Source organism: Yonghaparkia sp. Soil809, assembly GCF_001429705.1.
In the GTDB taxonomy this organism is placed as follows: domain Bacteria; phylum Actinomycetota; class Actinomycetes; order Actinomycetales; family Microbacteriaceae; genus Microcella.
Genome location: NZ_LMSV01000001.1, coordinates 351,089 through 364,453 on the forward strand (window position 1 = coordinate 351,089; position 13,365 = coordinate 364,453).

At 72.8% G+C, this 13,365-nt stretch carries 15 protein-coding genes; 2 read left to right on the forward strand and 13 right to left on the reverse strand.

Going from position 1 to position 13,365, the window contains the following annotated elements; translation table 11 throughout:
* A partial coding sequence (locus tag ASG83_RS13005; RefSeq protein ID WP_235459984.1) for a GTPase occupies positions 1 to 462 on the reverse strand: 462 nt, incomplete at its 3' end.
* Between the two features lie 116 nt (positions 463 to 578).
* On the opposite strand from ASG83_RS13005, the gene ASG83_RS01715 reads away from it, so the two are divergent.
* Positions 579 to 2,420 carry a gamma-glutamyltransferase family protein gene (locus ASG83_RS01715; protein WP_055856401.1) on the forward strand — a complete coding sequence of 614 codons (1,842 nt, stop codon included), beginning with the start codon at positions 579 to 581 and terminating at the stop codon, positions 2,418 to 2,420.
* A 137-nt stretch (positions 2,421 to 2,557) separates the two neighbouring features.
* On the opposite strand, the gene ASG83_RS01720 is transcribed toward ASG83_RS01715, so the two are convergent.
* From ASG83_RS01720 to ASG83_RS01735, 4 genes are read right to left on the reverse strand one after another with little or no spacing between them, the layout of a single operon-like run.
* Positions 2,558 to 3,070 carry a metallophosphoesterase gene (locus ASG83_RS01720; RefSeq protein WP_055856407.1) on the reverse strand — a complete coding sequence of 171 codons (513 nt, stop codon included), beginning with the start codon at positions 3,068 to 3,070 and terminating at the stop codon, positions 2,558 to 2,560.
* Positions 3,067 to 3,525: a GNAT family acetyltransferase gene (locus ASG83_RS01725; protein WP_055856409.1), complete on the reverse strand. Its 459-nt coding sequence runs from the start codon at positions 3,523 to 3,525 to the stop codon at positions 3,067 to 3,069. The genes ASG83_RS01720 and ASG83_RS01725 overlap by 4 nt, the downstream gene beginning before the upstream one ends.
* Positions 3,526 to 3,547: 22 nt before the next feature.
* The gene (locus ASG83_RS01730; protein WP_082599001.1) at positions 3,548 to 4,606 is read right to left on the reverse strand and encodes an LLM class flavin-dependent oxidoreductase; all 1,059 of its coding nucleotides are present in this window, start codon (positions 4,604 to 4,606) and stop codon (positions 3,548 to 3,550) included.
* A 28-nt stretch (positions 4,607 to 4,634) separates the two neighbouring features.
* Positions 4,635 to 5,657: a DMT family transporter gene (locus ASG83_RS01735; protein ID WP_055856415.1), complete on the reverse strand. Its 1,023-nt coding sequence runs from the start codon at positions 5,655 to 5,657 to the stop codon at positions 4,635 to 4,637.
* A gap of 106 nt (positions 5,658 to 5,763) precedes the next feature.
* On the opposite strand from ASG83_RS01735, the gene ASG83_RS01740 reads away from it, so the two are divergent.
* Positions 5,764 to 6,378: an exonuclease domain-containing protein gene (locus ASG83_RS01740; RefSeq protein ID WP_055856417.1), complete on the forward strand. Its 615-nt coding sequence runs from the start codon at positions 5,764 to 5,766 to the stop codon at positions 6,376 to 6,378.
* Between the two features lie 33 nt (positions 6,379 to 6,411).
* Here ASG83_RS01740 and ASG83_RS12595 read toward each other — a convergent pair whose 3' ends face one another.
* The 8 genes from ASG83_RS12595 to ASG83_RS01780 all read right to left on the reverse strand — a co-directional run bounded on the left by ASG83_RS12595 (position 6,412) and on the right by ASG83_RS01780 (position 13,361).
* Entirely contained in the window at positions 6,412 to 6,942 is a 531-nt protein-coding gene (locus ASG83_RS12595) for a hypothetical protein (protein ID WP_156710910.1), read from the reverse strand.
* A 67-nt stretch (positions 6,943 to 7,009) separates the two neighbouring features.
* Positions 7,010 to 7,561 (reverse strand): OsmC family protein, encoded by a 552-nt coding sequence (locus ASG83_RS01750; protein WP_082599003.1) that lies wholly within the window; start codon positions 7,559 to 7,561, stop codon positions 7,010 to 7,012.
* 94 nt (positions 7,562 to 7,655) lie between these two features.
* The gene (locus tag ASG83_RS01755) at positions 7,656 to 8,948 is read right to left on the reverse strand and encodes a HAMP domain-containing sensor histidine kinase (protein ID WP_055856423.1); all 1,293 of its coding nucleotides are present in this window, start codon (positions 8,946 to 8,948) and stop codon (positions 7,656 to 7,658) included.
* Entirely contained in the window at positions 8,941 to 9,702 is a 762-nt protein-coding gene (locus ASG83_RS01760) for a response regulator transcription factor (protein ID WP_055856427.1), read from the reverse strand. Before ASG83_RS01760 ends, ASG83_RS01755 begins: the two co-directional genes overlap by 8 nt.
* A 1-nt stretch (position 9,703) precedes the next feature.
* Positions 9,704 to 10,048: a hypothetical protein gene (locus ASG83_RS01765; protein ID WP_156376738.1), complete on the reverse strand. Its 345-nt coding sequence runs from the start codon at positions 10,046 to 10,048 to the stop codon at positions 9,704 to 9,706.
* Between the two features lie 47 nt (positions 10,049 to 10,095).
* Positions 10,096 to 11,901, reverse strand: a complete 1,806-nt coding sequence (locus tag ASG83_RS01770) for an Ig-like domain-containing protein (protein WP_055856432.1) — start codon at positions 11,899 to 11,901, stop codon at positions 10,096 to 10,098.
* An 88-nt stretch (positions 11,902 to 11,989) separates the two neighbouring features.
* Positions 11,990 to 12,652, reverse strand: coding sequence for a signal peptidase I (locus ASG83_RS01775; protein WP_055856435.1), 663 nt, complete (start codon positions 12,650 to 12,652; stop codon positions 11,990 to 11,992).
* Between the two features lie 157 nt (positions 12,653 to 12,809).
* Positions 12,810 to 13,361: a TasA family protein gene (locus ASG83_RS01780; RefSeq protein WP_055856437.1), complete on the reverse strand. Its 552-nt coding sequence runs from the start codon at positions 13,359 to 13,361 to the stop codon at positions 12,810 to 12,812.
* Positions 13,362 to 13,365 lie beyond the last annotated feature (4 nt).

The following is a 13,365-nucleotide window of genomic DNA, read 5'->3' on the forward strand; positions in this document are numbered from 1 at the left end:
CTTGCCCTTGACCTCCTTCTCGTAGCGCGGGATGGCCTTCTCGAGCGTCTGGAGGTCGGCGAGCATGAGCTCGGTGTTGATGATCTCCATGTCGCCGGCGGGGTCGACCTTGCCGCCGACGTGCACGACGTCGTCGTCGGTGAAGGCGCGCACGACCTGCGCGATCGCATCAGACTCGCGGATGTTCGCGAGGAACTGGTTGCCGAGCCCCTCGCCCTCGCTCGCGCCCTTGACGATGCCCGCGATGTCGACGAACGACACCGTCGCGGGCAGGATGCGCTCGCTGCCGAAGATGCCGGCGAGCACCTGCAGGCGCGCATCGGGCAGCTCGACGATGCCGACGTTGGGCTCGATCGTCGCGAACGGGTAGTTCGCCGCGAGCACGTCGTTCTCGGTGAGCGCGTTGAACAGGGTGGACTTGCCGACGTTGGGCAGGCCGACGATGCCGATAGTGAGAGCCACGATCCACCAGCCTACCGGCGGGGGTCGGGGCCGCCGGGCGGCGGTGGTGCGGCGGGCGCTGGGTGGCCACCGCATGAGCGACCACCTGCGCCGGATGCCCGGGTTAGCCTCGAAGGATGACCACCGTCGATGCTGGCCCCGCCTTCACCCCTCCGCTCGCCGATCGCACGCGCCCCGAGCTGCGCGGCACCTTCGGCATGGCGGCGAGCACCCACTGGCTCGCCACCGCGACCGCCCAGTCGGTGCTCGAGCGCGGCGGCACCGCGATCGACGCGGCCGTCGCGTGCGCCTTCGTGCTGCACGTCGTCGAACCGCACCTCAACGGGCCGGGCGGCGACCTCACGGGGCTCGTCGCGCCCGCGGGCGAGGCGCCGATCGTGCTCGCGGGGCAGGGCGCGGCGCCCGCGGGCGCGACGATCTCGCACTACACGGGACTGGGGCTCAGCGAGGTGCCGGGCGCCGGCCCGCTCGCCGCCGCCGTGCCCGGCTCGGTCGTGACGTGGCTCACGCTGCTCGCCGAGCGCGGCACGTGGGAGCTGCGCGACGTGCTCGCCCCCGCCCTCCGCTACGCGGCCGACGGCCACCCCGTGCACGAGAACGTCGTGCGCACCATCCGCGCGGTCGCGCCGCTGTTCGACGAGCACTGGCCGACGTCGAAGGCGCAGTGGATGCCCGGCGGCGAGGTGCCGGAGGCGGGCGACATGATCCGCAACGAGGCGTGGGCCGGGGTGCTGAGGCGACTGATCGCGGCGGGCGAGTCGACGGGCTCGCGCGAGGACCGCATCCATGCCGCGATCGGCATGTGGAAGCACGGCTTCGTCGCCGAGGCGATCGAGGAGTTCGTGCAGACTCCCGTGCGGCACTCGACGGGCGGCGATCACGCGGGCGTCATCACGGCGGCCGACGTCGCGGCGTTCGCCCCGTCGGAGGAGGAGCCCGTCGTGCTCGCCTTCCGCGGCGTCGATGTCGTGAAGGCCGGGGCGTGGACGCAGGGGCCCGCCCTGCTCATGGCGCTCGGCATCCTCGAGGCGCGCGCCGCGACGCACGGAGACGGCGTGCTCGACCCGTCGACCGAGCTCGGCGTGCACACGATCGTCGAGGCGCTCAAGCTCGCGCTCGCCGACCGTGACGCGTGGTTCGCCGACCCGGCGGCGGCGGACGTGCCGCTCTCCGATCTGCTGTCGGCGTCGTACCTGGCGTCGCGGGCCGAGCTGATCGGCGACGAGGCGTCGCGCGAGGTGCGACCCGGCAGCCCCGGCGGCCGTACGCCGTGGATGCCGCCGATCGTCGACCACGCCGCCGCCGTCGCGGGCGGCGCGGCCTCGTCGTCGGGCGCGGGCGAGCCGACGATCGACCGCAGCGGCCGCTCCCGCGGCGACACGTGCCACCTCGACGTCGTCGACCAGTGGGGCACGCTCGTGTCGGTGACTCCCTCGGGCGGATGGCTGCAGTCCTCCCCCACGATCCCCGGCCTCGGCTTCTGCCTCGGCACGCGCGCCCAGATGATGTGGCTCGACCCGGAGTCTCCGTCGAAGCTCGAGCCGGGCATCCGCCCTCGATCGACGCTCTCGCCGACGATGCTCGCGCTCGCCGGTGAGGCGTTCGAGGCGCTCGGCACGCCGGGCGGCGACCAGCAGGACCAGTGGCAGCTGCTCTACCTGCTGCGCCGCATCGTCGGCGGGTACGAGCCGCAGCAGGCGATCGATGCGCCGATGTTCCACACGGATGCGATGGTGGCGTCGTTCCAGCCGCGGACGGTGCAGGTCGCGTCGCTCACGGTCGAATCGCGCATGGGCGAGGACGTGATCGCGGGGCTGCGGGCGCGCGGGCACGATGTGAAGGTCGTCGGGCCGTGGACGCTCGGCCGCATGAGCTGCGTCGGCATCGACCGCGCGCGCGGCTGGATGTACGCGGCGTCGAACTCGCGCGGGGCGCAGGGGTACGCGGCCGGGCGATAGGGCGGGCTGACTAGATCGAGCCAGCGCAGGCTTGCAGGCGCGAGCATGAGCGGCTTTGGTGACGACGAGCGCGATCACCGGAGCTCTTCGTCATCAAACCCGCTCTTCGTCGAACCGCGGGGCGCGGCCGGGCGCGGCTAGCGCGGCGTCTGCACCAGCTCGACGCCGCGCACGGCCCCGCCGGAGACCTCGAGCGTCATGACCGTGCCGACGGGCTGCCGCCGCCGATCGGTCGGCGAACCCGGGTTGAGCAGGCGCACGCCGCCGGGCGTCGTCGAATCCCACGGGATGTGCGAGTGGCCGAAGACGAGCACGTCGGCTTCGAGCTCCGATGCCGGGCCGAAGCGGACGTCGCACCGTGCCTCGCGACCCGCGGCCGCCCCGGTCTCGTGGATCACCGCGATGCGCACGCCCTCGACCTCGACGCGCGCGACCTCGCCGAGCCGCGCCCGCAGCTCGGGGCCGTCGTTGTTGCCCGCGACCCCGACGAGCCTCCGGGCGCGCGCCGACAGCGCGTCGAGCGTCGCGAGGTCGACCCAGTCGCCGGCGTGGATGACGAGGTCGGCCTCGTCGACGAGCCGCCAGACCTGATCCTGCAGCGCCTTGGCTCGCACGGGCAGATGCGTATCGCTCAGCAGAAGGAGCTTCACGTCGCCGCCGGCGGCTCGTCGATGATCAGCCGCTTGCCCATGTCGATCGTCTCGTCGACCGTGTATCCGAGGTGCCGGTAGAAGCCCGCGACGGCGTCATTGCCCGCTCGGATCTGCAGGTTGATCTTCGGGCATCCGCGGCGCAGCAGCTCCGCCTCGGCATGTTCGACGAGGGCGCGCCCGGCGCCCGTCCCCCGTGCAGCTGTCGACGTCGCGAGGTAGTTGAGCCAGCCGCGGTGGCCGTCGTACCCGGCCATGACGGCGCCGACGATCTCTCCGTCGGGCCGCGCGGCGACGAAGAAGAGCTCGGGCTGCTCGGCGAGCTTGCGCGCGATGTCGGCGTGCGGGTCGTTCCACGGGCGCAGCAAACCGGCCTCGTCCCACAGCCCAATGACCGCGTGCTCATCCGCGGGGTCGAAGGGACGGATGCTGACGTCGGATGCGGCGCGGCTCACCTCGCCAGCATCCCAGATCGCACTACGCGAGCGACGGCACCGCCGCCCGCACCGCCGGCATGACGTCGCGCGCGAGCGACGCGAGGATGCGCGCGTTGACGTCGACCCCGAGCTGGTTCGGCACCGTCACGAGCAGCGTGTCGGCCGCGAGGACCGCGGCGTCGCGAGAGAGCTCTTTCGCGAGGCGATCGGGCGTGCCGATGTACTGGCGCCCGAAGCGCGAGCGCGATCCGTCGAGGATGCCGACCTGGTCGCGCTGCGGGCCTTGCGCGTGCAGCCCGAAGTAGTACTCGGTCTCGTCGTCGATGAGCGGGATGACGCTGCGGCTCACCGAGACGCGCGGCGCGCGCTGCCACCCTGCGTCGCGCCACGCGGCGTGGAACAGCGCGATCTGCTCGGCCTGCAGCTCGTCGAACGGCACGCCCGTGTCCTCCGTGAGGAGCGTCGAGCTCATGAGGTTCATGCCCTGCTCGGCGGCCCAGACGGCGGTCGCGCGCGTGCCGGCTCCCCACCAGATGCGATCGGCGAGACCCGGCGACTGCGGGGTCACGGGCAGGCGGCCGGTCGTGCCGACCATATGCGGGTTCGCGGGCGCCATGCCGGCGCCGGTGAGCGCCTCGCGGAAGACCGCGGTGTGCCGGCGCGCCATGTCGGCGTCGGTCTCGCCCTCGCGCACGTCACCGACCGAGCCCTCGCCGGGGACGTGCCCGAAGCTCCGATACCCCGCGATCGACGTCTCGGGCGACCCCCGGCTGAGTCCGAGGTGCAGGCGCCCTCCGCTGATGAGGTCGGTCGCGGCGGCGTTCTCGGCCATCGCGAGCGGGTTCTCGTAGCGCATGTCGATGACGCCCGTGCCGAGCTCCATGCGCGAGGTGCGCGCCGCGGCGGCCGCGAGCATCGGGTAGGGCGAGGAGTAGTTCTTCGCGAAGTGGTGCACGCGGTAGTAGGCGCCGTCGACGCCGGCCTCCTCGGCAGCGACCGCGAGCTCGATGCCCTGCAGGATCGCCTCGCCGCCGGTGCGCGTGAGCGAGCCGGGAACGTTGCTCCAGTTGCCGAACGAGAGGAAGCCGAGTCGCGTCATGCTCATGCGAACGCATGGAGCACGATCGCTATTCCGCGCGGTCCCGGCCTCGGGCATCCCCCGCGTCGGTCACCGCGTGAGCATCGTGGGGCGACGGATGCCCGTGCCCGACGATCTCGATCGGCGCGGTGTGCGCGGCCCCCGGCTCGCCGGCGCCGTCGGCGTAAAGCGGAGGCTCGGCCGGCACGCGCGGCGGACGCGTCGCGAGGTAGACGCCGACGAGGACGACGAGCCCGCCGACGATCTGCCACACCGTGACCACGTCGCCGAGGGCGATCGCGATGATCGTCGTGAACACGGGCAGCAGGTTGAGGAAGACGCCCGTCTTCGAGGGGCCGAGGGTCGCGGCGGCGATGTTCCACAGCAGGTAGGCGAGGGCGCTGGGGAAGACGATGATCCAGGCGAGGCCGAACCAGCCGGCGTCGGTCGGCTGCGCGGGCGCGCCGGTGATGAGCAGCAGGGGCAGGAGCACGACGACGCTCAGCGCGACCTGCACGGTCGTCGCCGTGATCGGCGGGGTCGTGAGGCGGCGCGAGACGATGACGTACGCCGTCCACGAGAGGACGGAGCCGACCAGCAGCAGGTCGCCCACCGACACGGAGAAGCCGGCCGAGGCATCCCCCTGCCCCGCGAGCACGACGAGGAGCACGCCGACGATCGACAGCGCGATGCCGACGACGCCGATGCGGGTGACGCGCTCGCCGAGAAGGATGACGGCGGCGATCGTGATCGTGGCCGGGCTCATGGCGCTGATGACGGCGGCGTTGACCGACGAGCTCGTGCCGAGCGCCGCGTAGAGCAGCAGGGTGTATCCGACCATTCCGAGCATCGCTTGCAGCAGGTGCCACGTCCACTCGGCCCACGCGACGCGCCAGTCGGGGCGCTCGAGCCACCAGGCGATGACGAGCAGGAGCGGCAGCGCGCCGAGCCAGCGGTAGGTCGTCAGCTCGACGGGCGTGAACTCGTCGATGAGGCGGGCGCCGAAGATGAAGTTCGTCGCCCAGAACAGCTGCGCGAGGACGGGCGGCGCGAACCGGCGGAGGGAGTGCACGTCACCAGGCTAGAACCGTGCGGGGCCGAACGATGACACGGATGGTGGGCGCATCGGCGCGGCGGTTCGGTGCGGCGCCGTCGGAGCCCCGTGCGACCCTGGAGGGGTGCCGCTGAACTTCACCGCCATCGACTTCGAGACCGCCAACAATCACGCGGCCTCGGCCTGCTCGGTGGGGCTCGTGAAGGTCGCCGACGGCCGCGTGGTCGACAAGACCGGCTGGCTCATCCGGCCGCCGCTCGGTTTCGACCACATGCTGGAGTGGAACACGCGCATCCACGGCATCACCGCCGCTGACATCGTCGACGCCGCTCTGTGGGCCGACCAGCTGGATGCCCTGCTCGAGTTCGTCGACGGCGACGCCCTCGTGGCCCACAACGCGGGGTTCGACATGGGCGTGCTGCGCGCCGCGACCGAGGCGAGCGGACTCGAGGTGCCGAGCCTGCGGTACGCCTGCAGCCTGCGGGTCGCCCGTCGCACCTACCACCTCGACTCGTACCGGCTCCCCGTGGCGGCGATGGCCGCGGGCTTCGAGGACTTCGCGCATCACGACGCGCTCGCCGACGCCGAGGCCTGCGCGGCGATCATGGTGCACGCCGCGAAGCGCCACGACGCGGGCGACCTCGATGAGCTCGCCCGCATCACGGGCACGACGATCGGCGCGATCGGAGCGGCTGCCGCGGAGGCCGCGGCGGAGCGCCGCCCCGCCGCGCTCGCTTAGCCGACCGGCCGAGAGCGTCGACTCAGCGTCGGCTCAGCGGCGAGGCTCGTCGTCCAGGCGGATGCCCTCGTGCTGGGCGCCATCCCGACGGACCTCGTCGTGACGGACCTCGTCGTGACGGACGTCGTCGTGACGGACGTCGTCGTGACGAACATCGTCGTGACGAACATCGTCGTGACGGACATCATCGTGTCGAGCATCCGCGTGCGCGCCGTCGGCGTGACCATCGTCCCCGACGATGGTCGCCGCCTCGCGGCTGCGCTCGTCGGCCCGCGCGCGGACCTCCTGCGCCGAGCTCGCGTGCTCCTCGGCGGCCTGGCGGGCCTTCGCGGCGTCGGCTTCGGCGCGGCGGGCCTCCGCCTCGGCCTCCGCGGCGCGCGCCTCGCGGTCGGCGGCGGTCACGCGGTCGCGCTCGGCCTGCGCCTGCAGCTCCTGGGCACGACGGCGCTCCTGCTCCGCGTGCTGCTCCTTGCGCTTGCGCGAGACGACGACGGCGACGACGACCGCGAGGGCCGCGACGACGATGAGGATGACGACGAGGGTGATGATCTGTGACTGATCCATGCGCCGAACGCTAGGCCGGGCATCCGCTCGCCGTGACCCCGTTGACAGACGGGGTCGATCCTGCCCGTCAGCCCTTGCGCACGACCGCGCTCACGGGCGTCGGGTTCGCGAAGAGGTCGAGCACCGGGCAGTGCGCGTCGACGGCGGCCCGCAGCTCGTCGTAGCGCTCGAGCGTCTCGGGCCCGGTGATCGTGATGACGAGCCGGATGTCGCTGAAGCCGGCCCGCACGCTCTCGTCGATGCCGAAGAGTCGCCGCGCATCCAGGTCGCCCTCGGCCGCGATGTCGATCTCGTCGACGCGGATGCCGAGCGCCTGCGCGTACAGGCGGTAGACGACGACCTGGCACGAGATGAGCGCGCCGAGCGCGTACTCGACGGGGCTCGCCGCGACGTCGTCGCCCGCGAGGGCTCCCGGCTCGTCGACGACGAACTCGTGCTCGCCGGCGCGGATGCGCGTCGCGACCGACCCCTCGCCCTCGCCCGAGACGCGGTAGGTGAGCTGCGCGGAGGCCGGCGACGCGGCGATGCGGTCGGTCCACGTGGCGCCGGCGTCGATGAGTCGGGCCGCGCGGTCGTCGGCGGTCGAGAGGGGGACGGAGGGTGCGGTGAGAATCGTCATGCGGGCACGCTAGGCGGATGCCCGCCCCGCGTCACGCGGGCCCGTCACGCGGCGTCGCGCACCGTCATGAACCGCCATCGCGCGTCACGCGACGTCACCGTGCGGGGCGCTCCACGCCCGAGGCGCCGAGCCCGACGCCCGCGTCTGAAGGCTTCGCGAGCAGCAGGGTGAAGGTCGTCGTCCGCCCCTCCGCGAGCAGCAGGTGGCCGCCGAGGGCCGTCGCGAGCTCTTGCGCGACCGCGAGCCCGATGCCCTCCCCCGTGCTGGAATCGCCGCGGGTCGCGCGGGCGAAGATGCCCTGATCGCTCGGCCGGGGCCCGTCGTCTGCGACGGCGAGCTCGACGTGCGTCCCGCGGTCGACGGCCGAGAGGGCGATCGGGCCGCGCCCGTGCCGCAGCGCGTTCTCGATGAGGACGTCGAGGATCTGGGTGACGGGGCCGGGCGGCACGAGCGAGGGCAGCGGCGCGTCGGGGGTGCTCGCGGTGACGCGTCGACGCTCGCCCGAGGCGGTGGGCGACCAGCGCGCCTCCGCCTCGCGCACGATCGCGCCGAGGTCGACCTCCGCGACTGCGGCGAGCCGCTGACCGCGCGCGAGCGCGAGCAGCTCGGTGACGGTCTCCGACAGCCGGTCGAGCTCGCGCAGTGCGCGGCCGAGCTCGTCGGCGACGACCGGCGGCGTCTCCGGCCACATCGCGAGGTCCTCGAGCTCGAGCCGCAGCGCCGTGACCGGGGTGCGGAGCTGGTGCGAGGCGTTGGCGGCGAACTCGTGCTCGCGGCGGACGAGCTCGCGCAGGGCATCCGTGCTCGATCGCAGGGCGAAGGCGATCTCCTCCGCCTCGGGAACCCGGTAGTGGGGCACCTCGACGTCGAACCGCCCGGACCCGAGCTCGTCGGCCACGCGTGCGAGCTCCTGGAACGGGCGGGCGAGCCGTCGCGCGAGCCAGAAGCCGAGGAGCACGGAGCCGAGGACCAGGGCGATGCCGATGAGCACGACGGGCATGACGGCGTCCGCGATGCGCTGCTCGATGAGGTCGCTCGCGCGCGAGAGCGTGACGCTCCCGCCGTTCTCGAGGGGGATGCTCCGCACGATGTCGTGCGACCCGTCCGACACCTCGCTGCCGGCCGCGACCGTGCTCGCGCCGTCGGGGGCCACGTACTCGATCCGCTCGGCCTCGTTGAGGAGTCGCGACAGGAAGTCCTCGGTGATGGGGGCGGCGTCGCTCGAGCGCTCGACGAGCAGGACGGCGAGCAGGTCGAGCGAGCGCTCGATCTTGCGCTCCTCGTTCTGCTGCACCTGCTCGGCGACGATGTAGGCGCGCGGGATCCCGTACAGGGCGACCACCGCGATCGTCAGGCCGACGAAGGCCGCGATGAGCCGTTCACGCATCGTCGTCGATCCGGAAGCCGACGCCGCGGATCGCCGTCACGCGCGAGCCCGACCCGGCGGCGCTGAGCTTCTGGCGCAGGCGCCCGATCGTGACATCGAGGGTCTTGGTCGAGCCGAACCAGTTCTCGTCCCAGACGCGATCCATGAGCTCCTCGCGCGTGACGACCGCTCCGCGGTCGACGAGGAGGAGGGCGAGGACGTCGAACTCCTTCGTGGTGAGCACGATCTCGTCGGAGCCGACCCAGGCGCGGCGGGCGCTCGAGTCGAGGCGCAGGGCGGTCGACGGGAGTGCGGGCGCCGGCACCGGCGCGGCCGGCCCGGCGTCGGCGGGCGGCGCTGCGTCGGAGGCGACCGACGGGGTCGCGGCAGGAGCATCCGTCGCCGGACGCACCGCGCGCCGCAGCAGGGCCCGCACGCGCGCCAGGAGCTCGGCGAGTCCGAACGGCTTCGCCATGTAGTCGTCGGCGCCGACGTCGAGGCCGACCACGCGGTCGAGCTCCCCGCCGCGCGCCGTGAGGATGAGCACGGGGCCGTCGAAGCCGTTCACGCGGATCCAGCGGCACACCTCGAGGCCGTCCATGTCGGGCAGGCCGAGGTCGAGCACGACGAGATCGACGTCGCCGACGCCCACGCGGTCGACGGCGTCGCCGCCCGTGGCGCTGCGCTCGACGGTGTAGCCCTCGCGGCCGAGGGCGCGCGTGAGAGGCAGGGCTATGCCGTCGTCGTCCTCGACGACGAGAATCGTGTGCGCCATCTCATCGATGATAGGTCGCCCGCTCCGTCACTCCGGGCGCTCGCGCCGTGCGCGGGACGAGCATCGCGGCGCACGCGGTGACGCTCGAGAGCGCTCCGACGATCCCCGCCGCGGTGAGGGGCGCCGCCTCCTGCCCGGGGTACCCGATCGTCGTCGACAGGCCGATGCCGATGAGCGTGAGCACGGCGAGCGTGACGACGATCGCCCGGCCCTCGACGCAGTCGACGAGGAGGAGGCGCAGTGCGGCCCACACGCCCACGAGGCAGAAGAGGGCCAGGATGCTCCCGATGACGTGGCCGGAGGCGACGAGCGGCCCCGCCGCCGCCGCGTGAGCCGCTGCCTGCATGGCCGCGCCCGTGGCGAGGACGAGCCGAGTGGCCGTCGACGACCGCATCAGAAGTCCCGGTCGAGCGTGCCGAGCTCGGTGGTCGGGGCGGTCGAGGCGCGGTTGCCGAAGGCGTCGGTGACGGAGCCCGAGGGGGTCCAGATCATCGCACCGGTCAGGCTCGTGGTGCGCAGCCCGCCGCCGCTGGAAGCACCCAGGCGGATGCTCACGACCGTGACGGTGCGGCCGTTGACGACCGCGGTGGAGGCCGTCATCGTCGAGGCGAAGCTGACCGTCCTCGACGACTTGATCACATCGTTCCTGACCGCGACGGAGCCGAGGGCGACGGCCGAACCGCTGCGCAGGACGTCGATCGTGTCGCCGGCGTTGCCCAGACCGAGCAGGTTGCCATCCTGGAGGCGGAGCGTGACGGCGAGCGCCGAGCCCGTCCAGCCGCTCGTGACGGTGCCGAGCGACACGGCGTCGTTGTAGGTGAGGGTCAGGGTGTCTCCTGACTCGAGACGCCCGAGGGTCGTGCCGCCGTTGACGGCCTGGACGTCGTAGCCGCGCAGCGGTGTGTTGTCCACCTGCCGAGCGGCGACGATCGCGGAGGTCGTGGTGCGTCCGGCGCCATCCACCAGGACGGCACGGAGGTCGTACGTGCCGTCCGCGACGCCCGTGGTCGTCCACGAGCAGGCGTACGGGCTCGCGGAGTCGACGCAGATGTCCGTCCAGGTGCCGGCGCCGCTCGGGGAGCGCTGGATGGTCACTGACGTGATCCCCGCGGTGGACGACGCGTTCGCGCTCACCGAGACCGTCCCCTGGAGGTAGGCGCCGGGATCGACGACCGAGACGGAGGAGACCGTGTTGTCGACGATCCGGTTGGCGATCGTCGCCGAGGTCGTGCTGTTGCCTGCGGCGTCGGTGACGATGGCGCGGAACGAGTAGCCGCCGTCGGCGAGCGCCGCGCTGTCGATGCGGCAGCTGTAGGGCGCCGCGGTGACGGTGCAGCGGGAGGTCCACGTCGTAGAGCCGGTGGGGGCCGACTGGATGACGACCTGGGCGACGCCGGAGTGGGCGTCGGTCGCGGTCGCCGCGAGCGTCACGAAGCCGCTCAGAGGCGAGCCCGGGTCGACCATCGTCGCGACGGGAGCCAGGTTGTCGACGAGGATGTCGGCGACCACGGCGGAGGTGTGGCTCGTGCCGCCGGAGGTGGCGACGGCGCGCAGGTCGACGAAGTCGTTGGCGTACCCGGTCGTCACCCACGAGCACGTGTAGGGGGAGGCGGAGATCGTGCAGAGGGTCTTCCACGTTGTCGTGCCGGCCGGGGCGTACTCGATGCGCATCGAGTAGGCGGCGGTGCCGCCGTTGACGATCGACGCGGAGAGGGGCACGGTCGCGCGGACCACGTCGGCGGGAGCGGCCAGGACGACGAGGACGTTGTTGGCGACGAGCGTGCGGGCCGGTGCCGACGCGGTCGAGTAGCCGGCAGCGTCGGTGGCGATGGCGCGGACGTCGTAGTTGCCGTCGGCGAGGCCCGCGGTGCTCCAGGCGCACGAGTAGGGGGCAGTCGTGTCGGTGCAGACAGTGGTCCAGGCGGCGGCGTCGGGCAGCTGGTACTGGATGACGACGGTCGCGATGAGGGACTCGCCGTCGGAGGCCGTCGCCGAGAGAGCGACCGTGCCCTTCACGGGCGAGCCCGGGTCGGCGATCGCCACGGTGGGCGGCGTCCAGTCGGCGGCGGCCGAGACGGTCGAGGCGGCGTTGCTCGTGCTGGCCGTGAACGCGGCGGTCGAGAAGGCCGGGGCGCCGAGGACGGCGGCGCCGACGAGCAGCCCGAGCGAGGAGACGAGCAGAGAGGAGCGCCCGGACATGACGTGTCTCCTCTCTGCTCGATGCCCGCGGGTGCGGGGCTGCTTCCGAAACTACGGAGGAGGCGCCCACACCCCGTCAACGCGATGGTTACGGCTGATCCACAATCGCGGTGACGCGCGACGCCGCGAGGACGCGGGGGGCCTCCGCGTCGGCGGCGGTCGCGGCGGAGTCCGTGGCTCGAGCGCGGGCCGAGAGCTCGTCCAGGTTCCGGACGGTGCCGGGGGCGGGGCGGAGGAGCCGGACGATCTCGCGGAGCGCCATGAGGGCGATGATCGCCGAGGGCACGCCGAGCAGCAGCATGCGGTTGGCGGAGTCGGCGAGGGCGATGAAGACCCAGCCGAGCGCCGGAACGGTCGCGATGTGGACGGCCTGCGACTCGCCGTCGAGACGGAACTGCCACGGATCGGCCGAGGCGTTCGCGTCGCCCTGCGTGCGGAAGAGGGGGCCCTCGGCGCTCTGCTCCACCTCGATGATGCGGTGGGTCACGAGCTCGGTGAGGCCGGACTCGGCCGGCGGAATGTAGGTGATGACGTCGCCGACCGCGAGATCGCCGACGGGGCGGGATTCGGAGAACACGAGGTCGCCCCGCTCGATGGACCCGGACATCGAGCCGCCCGTGATGACGTAGCGCTCGAGGCCGAGCATCCCCGGGATCAGGATGATGAGGGCGAAGACGAGGGTCGCGACGCCGACGACGCCGACGAGGACGCGGGCGGTGCGGCGGGCTGCGCGGCGGGCGATCGAGAGCATCGTGGGGTCCTTCGCGGTCGGGGCGGACGGAGAGTCGAGCGGCGGAGCGGTGCGGCAGTGCGGTGATGCGATGCGGTGATGCGATGCGGTGATGCGGCGACGCCGGCGCGGGCCCCAGGAGGGAGGCCCGCGCCGGCGCGGCTGGCGGGGCGAGCGACTACTGGTTGTAGGTCGTCGCCGCGGTCTGGATGGCGTCCCAGGTGTAGGTCGCCGAGGCGGTCTTGCCCTGCTCGGTGTTGTCGGCCGACTGCGCGAGGGTGACCGTGAAGATGTACTCGCGGGCCTCGCCGGCGGCGAAGTTGCCGAGGGCGACGGTTCCTGCGGTGCCGAAGGTTCCGGCCCAGACCGGGGTGCCGGGGGCCGAGGCCGCGGCGATCGAGAGCGACAGGTTGGCCTTGTTCACGAAGCCGTTCGTCGCGGCCTCGCTCAGGCGGAAGGTCGCGGGCAGCGTTCCCGTGTTGGTGATCGTGACCCTGCCGACGACCGAGTCACCCGGCTTGAGGTTCGAGAGCGAGAAGATCGCGGCGTTCGCCTTGCTGTTGCTCTGGGTCAGGGTGCCGGAGGCGTAGACGTTGCTCGTGTTGACCGAGGTGGAGACGAAGTCGGCGCCCGAGCCGGCGGTCAGCGCGACGGCAGCGAGGAGGGTGGCGACCGGGACGAGGAACTTCAGGCCGGCGGACTTCTTGGCGGGAGCGGCTGCGTGCTTCATGGGG

Coding starts and splice junctions, on each gene's coding strand:
- ASG83_RS01750 (WP_082599003.1), bottom strand. CDS start 7,561: ATGACGATTCTCACCGCACCCTCCGTCCCCCTCTCGACCGCCGACGAC.
- ASG83_RS01715 (WP_055856401.1), top strand. CDS start 579: ATGACCACCGTCGATGCTGGCCCCGCCTTCACCCCTCCGCTCGCCGAT.
- ASG83_RS12595 (WP_156710910.1), bottom strand. CDS start 6,942: ATGGATCAGTCACAGATCATCACCCTCGTCGTCATCCTCATCGTCGTC.
- ASG83_RS01765 (WP_156376738.1), bottom strand. CDS start 10,048: ATGCAGGCAGCGGCTCACGCGGCGGCGGCGGGGCCGCTCGTCGCCTCC.
- ASG83_RS01755 (WP_055856423.1), bottom strand. CDS start 8,948: ATGCGTGAACGGCTCATCGCGGCCTTCGTCGGCCTGACGATCGCGGTG.
- ASG83_RS01770 (WP_055856432.1), bottom strand. CDS start 11,901: ATGTCCGGGCGCTCCTCTCTGCTCGTCTCCTCGCTCGGGCTGCTCGTC.
- ASG83_RS01730 (WP_082599001.1), bottom strand. CDS start 4,606: ATGACGCGACTCGGCTTCCTCTCGTTCGGCAACTGGAGCAACGTTCCC.
- ASG83_RS01780 (WP_055856437.1), bottom strand. CDS start 13,361: ATGAAGCACGCAGCCGCTCCCGCCAAGAAGTCCGCCGGCCTGAAGTTC.
- ASG83_RS01760 (WP_055856427.1), bottom strand. CDS start 9,702: ATGGCGCACACGATTCTCGTCGTCGAGGACGACGACGGCATAGCCCTG.
- ASG83_RS01775 (WP_055856435.1), bottom strand. CDS start 12,652: ATGCTCTCGATCGCCCGCCGCGCAGCCCGCCGCACCGCCCGCGTCCTC.